At 63.9% G+C, this 11,636-nt stretch carries 8 protein-coding genes and 1 pseudogene; 1 reads left to right on the top strand and 8 read right to left on the bottom strand.

All coding sequences use genetic code 11. The annotated features are described in order from the left end of the window. Nucleotides 1-6 precede the first annotated feature (6 nt). Nucleotides 7-885 (bottom strand): LytTR family DNA-binding domain-containing protein, encoded by an 879-nt coding sequence (locus Lysil_RS11575; protein WP_103075717.1) that lies wholly within the window; start codon nucleotides 883-885, stop codon nucleotides 7-9. A 155-nt stretch (nucleotides 886-1,040) separates the two neighbouring features. On the opposite strand from Lysil_RS11575, the gene Lysil_RS13600 reads away from it, so the two are divergent. Further along, nucleotides 1,041-2,330 carry an acyltransferase family protein gene (locus tag Lysil_RS13600; protein ID WP_129588433.1) on the top strand — a complete coding sequence of 430 codons (1,290 nt, stop codon included), beginning with the start codon at nucleotides 1,041-1,043 and terminating at the stop codon, nucleotides 2,328-2,330. On the opposite strand, the pseudogene recJ reads toward Lysil_RS13600, so the two are convergent. The 7 genes and pseudogenes from recJ to Lysil_RS11535 form a co-directional block, all read right to left on the bottom strand. Beyond that, nucleotides 2,212-3,915, bottom strand: a pseudogene (gene recJ, locus Lysil_RS11565) (single-stranded-DNA-specific exonuclease RecJ); the annotation flags it as partial. The gene Lysil_RS13600 and the pseudogene recJ overlap by 119 nt on opposite strands. After that, nucleotides 3,912-4,853, bottom strand: a complete 942-nt coding sequence (locus Lysil_RS11560) for a phosphoglycerate mutase (RefSeq protein WP_103075715.1) — start codon at nucleotides 4,851-4,853, stop codon at nucleotides 3,912-3,914. The gene Lysil_RS11560 and the pseudogene recJ, both read right to left, overlap by 4 nt. A gap of 3 nt (nucleotides 4,854-4,856) precedes the next feature. Further along, nucleotides 4,857-5,333 (bottom strand): transcription elongation factor GreA, encoded by a 477-nt coding sequence (gene greA, locus Lysil_RS11555; protein ID WP_103075714.1) that lies wholly within the window; start codon nucleotides 5,331-5,333, stop codon nucleotides 4,857-4,859. A 7-nt stretch (nucleotides 5,334-5,340) separates the two neighbouring features. After that, nucleotides 5,341-8,583 carry a carbamoyl-phosphate synthase large subunit gene (carB, locus tag Lysil_RS11550; protein WP_103075713.1) on the bottom strand — a complete coding sequence of 1,081 codons (3,243 nt, stop codon included), beginning with the start codon at nucleotides 8,581-8,583 and terminating at the stop codon, nucleotides 5,341-5,343. A gap of 1 nt (nucleotide 8,584) precedes the next feature. Continuing rightward, entirely contained in the window at nucleotides 8,585-9,706 is a 1,122-nt protein-coding gene (gene carA, locus Lysil_RS11545; RefSeq protein WP_103075712.1) for a glutamine-hydrolyzing carbamoyl-phosphate synthase small subunit, read from the bottom strand. Nucleotides 9,707-9,886: 180 nt separating this feature from the next. Next, entirely contained in the window at nucleotides 9,887-10,594 is a 708-nt protein-coding gene (dapB, locus tag Lysil_RS11540; protein WP_103075711.1) for a 4-hydroxy-tetrahydrodipicolinate reductase, read from the bottom strand. A gap of 7 nt (nucleotides 10,595-10,601) precedes the next feature. Continuing rightward, entirely contained in the window at nucleotides 10,602-11,579 is a 978-nt protein-coding gene (locus Lysil_RS11535; RefSeq protein ID WP_103075710.1) for a Dyp-type peroxidase, read from the bottom strand. Nucleotides 11,580-11,636 lie beyond the last annotated feature (57 nt).

Raw genomic sequence — 11,636 nt, 5'->3', positions numbered from 1 at the left:
CTACCCTCACCCGTCTTGCCCAAAGCGCTGCCGCAGCCCGTTGCGGTAGGTGCGGCTGCATGGCAGTCGTGCGCCATCGCGCATGTGGACGCGGGCGTCGCCGGTGTCCAGCGGCTCGATCGACACCACCTGGTCGAGATTGACCATGTAGCTGCGCTGGATGCGCAGGAAGCGTTCCGGGTCGAGCTTGGCCTCGATGCCCGCAATGGTGCTGCGCAACGGGTAATCGTGGCCGCGGACGCGCAGGTTGACGTAATTGCCGGACGCCTGCAGCCATTCGATGTCGTTGGCGGCGACCAGGAACTCGCGATTGAGCTTGCGGATCAGGAAACGTTCGGGACGTTCGATCGATTCGACCGGCGGCCCTTCATCCGGCCTGTCGAGCAGGCTGGCTTCGCCCTGCAGGCGCAGCATGACGAACCGATAGCCTTCGATCGCCACCACCATGCTGGCGTAGCTGCGGACATCCTTCAGGTATTCGTAACCGAATCCGGACCACCATGGATCGAAGTCGTAATGGGTGCCTTGGCTGGCGTAGACGATCTTGCGGATGGCGACCATGCCCACGACATGCAGCATCGACCAGCCGACGCTGGCGAGCACATGGATCGGCAGCGTGCGTCGCAAGTTGTCGAGGTGGATCGGCCAGCGACGCACCATCCAGACTACGGCCGGCACCAGCAGCAACGATGCGAGGGCGCTGCTGGTCTCCAGGGTCGCCGCCTGCCACGGCGCGAGCGCGAGCTGGAGGCGCTGCGCATCCACTCCAACCGTAATGCTGTTCGCGATCGCACTGACCAGGAACTGGATGATCCAGAAGCCGGTTTCGAAACTGCGTCGCCACGGCAGGTAGCGTTGGTAAAACGTCGTCGGGCCGGATTCCATCCACGCATTGTATGGGTGGGCGCGACATCGGCCCCCACGACTCGTCCCTGTTGGCCTGCAATTCGTCACAGGGACCTCGCATCTGGTCATCTGGCGCTGGAGATCGCTGCCGGCAGGTCGAAAGCTGGCGCCATCTTCTTTGTGGATGCCCATCGATGGACAACCGTCGCCGACACGATATCGATGCCTTGCGGATTCTCGCCTTCGCCTTGCTGATCCTCTACCACTCGGCCATGGTCTACGTCGCCGACTGGGGCTTCCACATCAAGAGCGACTACACGGCCGAATGGCTGCAGTGGCCGATGATCGCGCTCAACCGCTGGCGAATGCCGCTGCTGTTCATGATTTCCGGAATCGCCATCGGCCTCACCAGAGCAGGAGACCATCGGCTGCGCTTCGCAGCCACGCGCAGCTGGCGCCTGCTGCTGCCGCTGATCTTCGGCATGTTTGTCGTGGTTCCGCCGCAAACCTGGATCCAGATCATTACGCAGTTCGGCTACGCCGGGGGCTTTTCGCACTTCTACAAGCTCTACGTGACCGCCGGGCTCTGCCGCGACGGCCAGTGCCTGACCACTCCGACCTGGAACCATCTCTGGTACCTGGCCTATTTGTGGCCGTATACGATGTTGCTGTTGGTGCTGATGCCAGCGCTCAGGCGCATGCGGGCGTGGATGGAACCTCGGGCGCGCTCCGCCATTGCCGGATGGCTGCTGGTTGTCGCTCCCGCCGCGTGGATGATCTTCGTGCAGTTGTGGCTGATGCCGCGCTATCCAGAGAGCCACGCGCTGCTCGGCGACTGGACGGTGCACGCCGAATCGCTGCCGCTGTTCCTGCTCGGCTACCTGCTGGCGGCCAGCCAGTGGTTTTGGACTTGGGTCGAACGCCGGCGCTGGAAGACACTCGTGGCGGCGGTACTGGCGATCTCGCTCGAATTGGGGCTGCGCTGGCTGGGTGGCCATCCGCCGGCAGACCCGTTGCCGGAATGGACGATGCATGTCTCCTGGGGTGCAGTCGAGCGTATCGGTCGCGCCAGCTACACATGGTTGGCGCTGTTGGCGATCTTCGGTTGGGGGCGGGTATTGCTGGACAAGCCGTTTCACTGGCTGCCCTATTGCACGGAAGCGATCTTTCCCTGGTACGTGCTGCACCAGACCTTGATCATCGCCATCGCCTTTATGCTGATCCCGAAGCATCTCGGGCCGGTGGTGGAACCACTGCTGGTGGTTGCAGGAACGATCGCAGGGTGCCTGTTGCTGCATGAATGCCTGATCCGTCGCATCGGCTGGCTGCGCCCGTTGTTCGGACTCAAGCGCCGATCGGATCTTCGGCAGGCTCGCGATGCAACACCATCAATTGCACTGCCTCGCCACCCTTCCAGTCATCGGGCGCCGGGCGATACAGCACTCGCACCCGTGCTGGAATCGGATCCGCCGTCCAGCCACTGAACTGGATCGCACGCCAGCGCCGGCCATCGCGCCCGAGTTCCAGCGCGAGATGCTTGCCGGCGACGCAGCGTGTGCCGAGGACATCGAAGACATCGTCGAAGGCCGGTTCGGGATAGCCCTGCCCCCAAGCGCCGCCGTCACGCAGGGCGATGGCGAGGCGATGATCGATGTCCGCAATCGCCAGCGATCCATCGCTCCACAGCACGCGTTCCAGCACGTCGGCATCGAGTTGTGCGGCGATGACATCGGTGAACGCCGCACGGAACTGCGGCAGTTTCGTTTCGTCCAGCGTCAGGCCCGCCGCCATGGCGTGACCGCCGAAGCGATCGATCAGGCCCGGATGCAGGGCGTCGATGCGGGCGATCGCGTCACGCATGTGGACACCGGGAATCGAGCGCGCGGAACCACGCAATGACGTCGAGTCCGGTTCGGAACGCGCGAACGTCAACGCCGGGCGATGGTGCTGTTCGACCAGTTTCGACGCGACGAGGCCGATCACGCCGGGATGCCAGTCGGGATCGAACAGGCATAGCGCGGGGACATCGGCGACCGTTCGCGGAACCCGAGCCAGCGCTTCCGCGACCATGCCGTCCTGCACCTCGCGACGGGTGGCGTTGATCTCGTGGAGGATGCGCGCGAGTTCGCGTGCTTCGGCGGGATCGTCGGTGACGAGGCAACGGATGCCGAGACGCATGTCGTCGAGCCGTCCCGCAGCGTTGATGCGCGGGCCAATGGCGAATCCGAGATCGGCGGTGGACAGGCGCGAGGCATCGCGACCGGCGACTTCGATCAACGCACGCAGGCCGACGCAGCCTTTCCCTAGTCGCAAGCGCCGCAATCCCGCCGCGACCAGTGCGCGGTTGCAGGCATCGAGCGGCACCAGGTCGGCGACGGTGCCAACCGCGACGAGATCGAGCAGCGGCGACAGGTCCGCGTCGTTTGCGCGCGCATCGCCCAAGGCACGCATCGCCGCCCGCAGCGCCGAGAGCACGTAGAACGCCACGCCGACACCGGACAGCATCTTGCACGGGAACAGGTCGCCATGGCGATTGGGATCGACGATCGCGTTCGCATCCGGCAGCGTTTCGCCAGGCAGATGATGATCGGTGACCAAAACGTTCCAGCCACGTTCGCGCGCAGCAGCAATACCGGCGTGGCAGGCGATGCCGTGATCGACCGTGACCAGCAATTCCGGCCGCAACGGTTCGAGTTCGTCGACGAATCCGGGTGTGAGTCCATAGCCATGACGCATGCGATCCGGCACCGCGAACGACACCTTGCGCGCACCAAGCAGGCGCAGGCCGCGCAACATCACCGCGCAGGCGGTGGCGCCATCGCAATCGAAATCGCTGCTGATGACGATGTGGCGATCGCCGTCCAGCGCGTCGTGCAACAGGGCGACAGCGCGATCGATATCGAGCAATGATTCTGGCGATGGCAGGTCGGCGAGTCGCGGCCAAGCGTGGTTGGCACTGCGACTGCCGCGCGCGGCATGGAGGTTGCGCAGCGCTTCGGGCGCATCGGCAGGCCAGTCGCCTTGCGGCTGGACGACTTCGCGACGACGGATGACGGGGTGTTCGCTCAACTGAATGTCTGCACGGGGCGACGGAACATCCGCCACCGTTGTTGTCGCTCGAATCGCCAGCGCAGGCCATCGGCGAAATCCAGCACCTGCTGTCGGAGTTCGCCGCGTTGCAAGTCTGCGAGTGCCGGCATCACCCAGTCGTCGATGATCGCCTGCGGCTTGACGACACGATGCAAGTCGAATGCGACATCACGCGCTGGCAGCGTCCATTTCGTGGGCAATGTGTCGAGGCGATCCGCGGCGGCGGCGAGGATGCGCGCGGACGGATCGCGACTCGCCAGCATCCAGTCATCCACCCCCTGCACCGACTGCGGCAGCACGCCGCCACCCCAGCACCACACGGCATTCACCGCCGGTAATCCGCGTCGTGCACGTTCGCGATTGGCCGGGTGATTGTGGAGGACGACCTGTGCTTCCGAAGCCAGCACGCGCCAGCGCCGATGTTGCGGAGAGGTGTCGATGTCATCGCCGAGATCGGTACCGAGCGCTTCGGCGGGGTCGCGGAATTCCGGCAGCGGCGTGCCCGGCTCCATCCGCAGGTACCAGTGATCCGGCGACGTCGCCTCAAGTGCAAAGCCAGCGTCGCCGAACAACGGACGCAATGCGGCGCTAAAGGCATGCGCTTCCTCCTCCGACAGCTGCAGCCCTTCGCCCCAGCCAAGCAGGCGCGCACCATTGATGTCGGGCCGCACATGCACCGGATCGACACGCAACCACGCGGAACCAGCGGCATCGCCACGCTCCTCTTGACGCGCGAGCGCAGCCAGCGACCAGTGCGTCGGCGTCAAGCGAACGAAGCGTCGCAGTTGCGCGCGACGACCATCGCCACCGCTGTCGATGCGATCGCCACGACCCAGTGCACGCGCCAACGTCGCATCGAATGCAACCGCGTCGAATTGATCACGCGACGGCAGCAGCAGGCAGGCCGCGGCGCTCACGCATCAACCCTGGTAGCGGACGTCGACGATTTCGAATTCGTGGGTGCCGCCAGGCGCCTCGATGGTGATGACGTCGCCGGAGTGCTTGCCGATCAGCGCACGCGCCACCGGCGACGAAATCGCGATCAGTCCCAGCTTGATGTCGGCTTCGAGGTCACCGACGATCTGGTAGGTGCGCTCGTCGTCATTCTCGGTATCGGCGATATCGACGGTCGCGCCGAACACCACCTTGTCGCCGGCGTTGAGCGTAGCGATGTCGATGATCTGCGCATGCGACAGTTCGCCTTCGAGGTGCTTGATGCGACCTTCGATGAAGCCCTGCTGCTCGCGCGCGGCGTGGTACTCGGCGTTTTCCTTGAGGTCGCCGTGGGCGCGCGCTTCCGCGATCGCCTGGATCACGGCGGGGCGTTTCACGGACTTCAGTTCTTCCAGTTCGGCGCGCAAACGTGCGGCGCCTTTTGCGGTAATGGGTGCTGCCATCGTTTTCTCATCCTTCCTGCAATTCGCGGTGCAATTCCTGCAGAGACCATACCGGGCCACTGTCGCGGAAGTCCAGTGAATGCAGCAATGCCTTGGCCCCGGACACGGTGGTCGAATAGGTCACGCGGTGCTGCAGTGCTTCGCGGCGGATCGAGAACGAATCGTTGATCGCCTGCTTGCCTTCCGTGGTGTTGACGATATAGGTGATCTCGCCGTTCTTGATCAGGTCGACCACGTGCGGCCGCCCTTCCGTCACCTTGTTGACCAGCGCGCACTCGATGCCCTGTTCAGCCAGCACCTGCTGGGTGCCGCGCGTTGCGACAAGATTGAAGCCGCGCCGCACCAGCTCCTTCGCCACCACGACCACGCGCTGCTTGTCGGGATCGCGCACGGAGACAAACGCGGTACCCGGCTTCGGTGCACGAATGTTGGCGGCTTCCTCGGCGCGCGCGAAGGCGCCACCGAAGCTTCGGCCGACGCCCATCACTTCGCCGGTGGAACGCATTTCCGGGCCGAGGATCGGATCGACGCCCTGGAACTTGGCGAACGGGAACACCGCTTCCTTCACCGAGAAATACTCGGGGATGATTTCCTCGGTCGTGCCCTGTTCCGCCAGCGTCTTGCCGGCCATGCAGCGCGCAGCAATCTTGGCCAGCGGGCGGCCGGTCGCCTTCGACACGAATGGCACCGTGCGCGACGCGCGCGGATTCACTTCCAGCAGGAAGATGAGATGTTCGTCGCCGTTCTGCTGGATCGCGAACTGGGTATTCATCAACCCGATCACGTTGAGCTTCTTCGCCAGCTCGACCACCTGTTCGCGCAGGCGATCCTGGACGTCACGCGGCAGCGAATACGGCGGCAGCGAGCACGAGGAATCACCGGAATGCACGCCGGCCTCCTCGATGTGCTCCATCACGCCACCGATCAGCACGTTGCCATCCTTGTCGGCGATGACGTCGATGTCGACTTCCACCGCGTTGTCGAGGAAGCGATCGAGAAGCACGGGCGAATCGTTCGACACCTTCACCGCTTCGCGCATGTAGCGTTCGAGATCGGCGTCGGCATGCACCACTTCCATCGCGCGGCCACCGAGCACATAGCTCGGGCGCACCACCAGCGGATAACCGATCTGACGCGCGAGTACCAGGGCTTCCTCGGCGCTACGCGCGGTTCGGTTCGGTGGCTGCAGCAGGCCGAGATCGTTGACCAGTTTCTGGAAACGTTCGCGGTCTTCGGCGAGGTCGATCGATTCCGGCGAGGTGCCGATGATCGGTGCGCCGTTCGCTTCCAGCGCACGCGCCAGCTTCAGCGGCGTCTGCCCGCCGTACTGCACGATCACGCCCTTGGGCTTTTCGAGATCGATGATCTCGAGCACGTCTTCCAGCGTCAGCGGTTCGAAATACAGGCGATCGGAAGTGTCGTAATCGGTGCTGACGGTTTCCGGATTGCAGTTGACCATGATGGTCTCGTAGCCGTCCTCGCGCAGCGCCAGCGCCGCGTGCACGCAGCAGTAGTCGAACTCGATGCCCTGGCCGATGCGGTTGGGGCCACCACCGAGCACGATGATCTTGTCGCGATCGCTCGGGTTGGCCTCGCACTCTTCCTCATAGGTTGAGTACATGTAGGCCGTCGTGGTGGCGAATTCGGCGGCGCAGGAATCGACGCGCTTGTAGACCGGACGGATGCCGAAACCACGACGCAAGGCGCGGATCGCGTTCTCGTCGGTCTTGCACAACGTGGCGATGCGCGCGTCCGAGAAGCCCATGCGCTTCCACGCGCGCATCAGGATCGGATTGAGGCCACCAAGACCGGTGCGGGCGATATCGCTTTCGCTGGCGATGATCTCCTCGATCTGGTCGAGGAACCACGGATCGACCCGCGACAGTGCGTGCACGTCCTCCACGCTCATCCCGGCACGGAACGCATCAGCGAGATAGAACAATCGCTCGGGGCCGGCTTCCTTCACTTCGCGCTTGAGCGTGACCAGATCGTCTTCGCTGGTCAAGTCGAGACCGGTCGGATCGAAACCGTTCTTGCCGGTTTCCAGTCCGCGCAGGGCCTTCTGCATCGATTCCTGGAAGGTGCGACCGATCGCCATCACCTCGCCCACCGATTTCATCTGCGTGGTCAGGCGCGAATCGGCGGTCGGGAATTTCTCGAAGGCGAAACGCGGGATCTTCGTCACCACGTAATCGATCGCCGGTTCGAAGCTCGCCGGCGTCAATCCGCCGGTGATGTCGTTGCGCAATTCGTCAAGCGTGTAGCCGACCGCCAGCTTGGCCGCGATCTTGGCGATCGGGAAGCCGGTTGCCTTCGATGCCAGCGCCGACGAACGCGACACGCGCGGATTCATCTCGATCACCACCACGCGACCGTCGTCGGCATTGATGCCGAACTGCACATTGGAACCGCCGGTATCGACACCGATCTTGCGCAGCACCGCGATCGAGGCATTGCGCAGGCGCTGGTATTCCTTGTCGGTGAGCGTCTGCGCCGGCGCAACGGTAATACTGTCGCCGGTGTGCACCCCCATCGGATCGAGGTTTTCGATCGAACACACGATGATGCAGTTGTCCGCGGTGTCGCGCACCACTTCCATCTCGAATTCCTTCCAGCCCAGCACCGATTCCTCGACCAGGATTTCGTGCACCGGCGACAGTTCGAGGCCGCGCTTGGCGATGTCCTCGAACTCTTCCTTGTTGTAGGCGATGCCGCCGCCGCTGCCGCCGAGCGTGAAGCTGGGACGGATGATGGTGGGATAGCCGACCTTGGTCTGGATTTCCAGCGCCTGCTCGAAGGTGCGCGCGACCTCGGCCTTCGGGCATTCCAGTCCGATTTCTTCCATCGCCACGCGGAACAGTTCGCGATCCTCAGCCATGCGGATGGCATCGCGCGAAGCGCCGATCAGTTCGACGTTGTAGCGTTCCAGCACGCCGTTGTCGGCGAGATCGAGCGCGCAATTCAACGCGGTCTGGCCGCCCATCGTCGGCAGCAGCGCGTCGGGTTTTTCCTTGGCGATGATCTTCTCGACCGACTTCCAGTTGATCGGCTCGATGTAGACGGCGTCGGCCATTTCCGGATCGGTCATGATCGTCGCCGGATTCGAGTTGACCAGCACCACGCGATAGCCCTCCTCGCGCAGCGCCTTGCACGCCTGCGCGCCGGAATAGTCGAATTCGCAGGCTTGGCCGATCACGATCGGACCGGCGCCGATGATCAGGATGGTCTTGATGTCAGTGCGCTTTGGCATGTCAGCGTGCCTCCATCATGGTGATGAAACGATCGAAGAGATAGGACATTTCGTGCGGACCGGGCGCGGCTTCCGGGTGACCCTGGAAACTGAAGGCCGGCGCATCAGTCAACGCGATGCCCTGGTTGGTGCCATCGAACAGCGAACGATGCGTCACCCGCACGTTGGCTGGCACCGTGGATTCGTCGATGCAGAAGCCGTGGTTCTGCGAAGTGATGTAGACGCGGCCGTTGTCGAGATCGATCACCGGATGGTTGGCGCCATGATGGCCATGCGCCATCTTCATCGTCTTCGCGCCGACCGCGAGGCCAAGCAACTGGTGACCAAGGCAGATGCCGTAGGTCGGAATCTTCTTCGCGACGAATTCGCGGATCGCGGCGACAGCGTAATCGCAGGGTTCGGGATCCCCGGGGCCGTTCGAGAGGAACACGCCATCGGGATTCATTACCAGCACATCGGCGGCGGACGTCTGCGCCGGCACCACGGTCACATCGCAACCGCGATCGGCCAGCATGCGCAGGATATTGCGCTTGGCGCCGAAATCGTAAGCAACGACCTTGAAACGTTTCGCCGGTTGCGCGAAGACGCCGGTATCGAGATCGAGGCTGCCCTCGGTCCACGCATGCGCCTTGTCGGTGCTGACCACCTTTGCCAGATCCATGCCTTTCAGGCCGGGGAACTTGCGCGCGGCTTCGATCGCTTCGGCTTCGTCGATGCGGCCGGCCATCAGGGCGCCATTCTGTGAGCCCTTGTCGCGCAACAGGCGGGTCAGGCGGCGGGTGTCGATATCGCTGATCGCGACGATTCCGCGCGCCTGCAGCCATTCCGGCAACGACACCTGGCTGCGCCAGTTGCTGGGGCGGCGCGGCACGTCGCGCACGATCAGCCCGGAGGCCCAGACCTTGCCGGCTTCATCGTCCTGCTCCGTCATGCCGGTATTGCCAATGTGCGGATAGGTCAGCGTCACCAGCTGGCGGGCGTAAGACGGATCCGTCAACACTTCCTGGTAGCCGGTCATCGCGGTGTTGAACACCACTTCGCCCACGGAAAGTCCGGGCGCGCCAACGGAAACCCCGTGGAAGACGCTGCCGTCTTCTAGGGCCAGGATTGCAGGTTCGGTCACGGGCTTCGCCTTGTTTCGGGTTGCAGAAAGCCGCCGAAGCGCGGAAATCCGGTTCGGAGGCAGGTGGGTCGGGCGAGAAGAAATGATAGATGAACGCACCCCGCCTGTCCACGCTGGGACGACTGTTCAGCCTGAATCGGGATTCACGGATCGCTACGCAATTCCGTAGCCGCGCGGGGCTCAACCCAGGGTATCCGCCACCCGATAGTGGCCCGGCGGCCGGCCGTGCAGCCACGCTGCGGCGTGCAACGCGCCGCGCGCGAAGATGTCGCGATCGTTGGCACGATGGATCAACTCGATGCGCTCGCCCTGCCCGCTGAACTGCACCAGGTGTTCGCCGACGATATCGCCGGCACGCAGGCTGGCGTAATGCGGGTCGGCACCGCCCTGCTTCGCTGCTTCGCCCAGCGTCAGGGCGGTGCCCGATGGCGCGTCCTTCTTGTGGACGTGATGCGATTCGACGATGTCGCAGTCCCAGCCCGGCAAACGCGTCGCTGCCACTTCGACCAACTGGTGCAACAGCGCCACGCCGAGGCTGAAGTTCGAAGCCCAGATCAATGGGATCTTTGCCGAAGCGGCATCGAGCGTTGCGCGTTGCGCATCACTCAATCCGGTCGTCCCCGACACCAGCGCGGCACCACGCTTTGCACATTCGGCGAGGATGCCGTCAAAGGCTTCCGGCAAGCTGAAGTCGATGCAGACATCGAATTCCGGCACGCCGGACAGTTCGTTCGCGGCGAAAAACGGGATGCCGTCGATCACGCGCACTTCCGGCGTAGAACGCGAGACCACCCCGGCGATGGCGAAACGCTCGTCCGTCACGGCGATGCGGCGCACCGCGCGGCCCATGCGGCCATTGGCGCCGTGGATCAGCAATCGTGTCGGCATGCCCGGCCTATTGGCCCGTTCCCGGAACCACCGCGTCGCTGGTCGGCGGCAGATCGGTCGAGGGCACGTTGTCGAGGAAATCCGCCGTCGGCACGAAGAACAACGCGCCGGTGACGGCGGTGCTGAAATCGAGCAGGCGATCGTAGTTGCCCGGCGGTTTGCCGACGAACATGTTGGTCAGCATCTGTTCTGTCCGCGCCGGCGAGCAGGAATAGCCGATGAAGTACGTCCCGAATTCGCCCTTGCCGATCTCGCCGAACGGCATGTTGTCGCGCACGATCTTCAGCTGGACGCCGTTTTCCTCGATCGTGGTCAGCACGTTGTGGGCGAAGGGTTTCTTCACCGCGTCGTCGAGTTCGATGTCCGAGACCTTCCTGCGGCCGATCACGTTTTCCTGCACCTCGACCGTCTGCGCATTCCAGGCATCGAGCTTGTGCAGGTATTTCTGCACGATCACGTAACTGCCGCCAGTGAATGCCGGATCTTCCGCGCCGATCAGGGTCGCTTCGTCCGCGTAGGGGCCAGTCGGGTTCTCGGTGCCATCGACGAAGCCAAGCAGGTCGCGATCATCGAAGAACTTGAAGCCGTGCACCTCGTCGACCACGTCGACGGCATCCGCCAGCTGGTTGACGATGTTGTTCGCCAGCGAGAAGCACATGCCCATGTCGCGGGAACGGATGTGGAACAGCAAGTCACCCGGCGTGGATGGCGCGACGTGCACGCCACGGATTTCCTGGAACGGATGCAGCTCCTTCGGCCTCGGACTGGCGAACAACCGGTCCCAGGCCTGCGAGCCGATGCCCATCACGCAGGACACCTCGCCGTCGAGATTGCGGAACCCGATCGAACGCACCAGTCCGGACAGATTGCCGCAGACGTTGCGCACCCGGTCGAGCGCTTCGTTGCCGGGCTTGATCGTCACTACCAGGAAGATCGCGCTGCGCGTCAAGCGCGCGGCGACTGCTTGCGGAACGGCCGAAACCATCTTGCACCCCCACTGCTGTCGAATCACGCAGCCAGTGTACCTGCAGCCCGGCCGCAC

The organism is Solilutibacter silvestris (assembly GCF_002895945.1).
Lineage (GTDB): Bacteria > Pseudomonadota > Gammaproteobacteria > Xanthomonadales > Xanthomonadaceae > Solilutibacter > Solilutibacter silvestris.
The sequence above is the reverse complement of the archived record's forward strand: the minus strand, read 5'-3'. Positions and strand labels throughout refer to the sequence as shown.

Coding starts and splice junctions, on each gene's coding strand:
- Lysil_RS13600 (WP_129588433.1), top strand. CDS start 1,041: ATGGACAACCGTCGCCGACACGATATCGATGCCTTGCGGATTCTCGCC.
- carB (WP_103075713.1), bottom strand. CDS start 8,583: ATGCCAAAGCGCACTGACATCAAGACCATCCTGATCATCGGCGCCGGT.
- Lysil_RS11575 (WP_103075717.1), bottom strand. CDS start 885: ATGGAATCCGGCCCGACGACGTTTTACCAACGCTACCTGCCGTGGCGA.
- dapB (WP_103075711.1), bottom strand. CDS start 10,594: ATGCCGACACGATTGCTGATCCACGGCGCCAATGGCCGCATGGGCCGC.
- greA (WP_103075714.1), bottom strand. CDS start 5,333: ATGGCAGCACCCATTACCGCAAAAGGCGCCGCACGTTTGCGCGCCGAA.
- Lysil_RS11535 (WP_103075710.1), bottom strand. CDS start 11,579: ATGGTTTCGGCCGTTCCGCAAGCAGTCGCCGCGCGCTTGACGCGCAGC.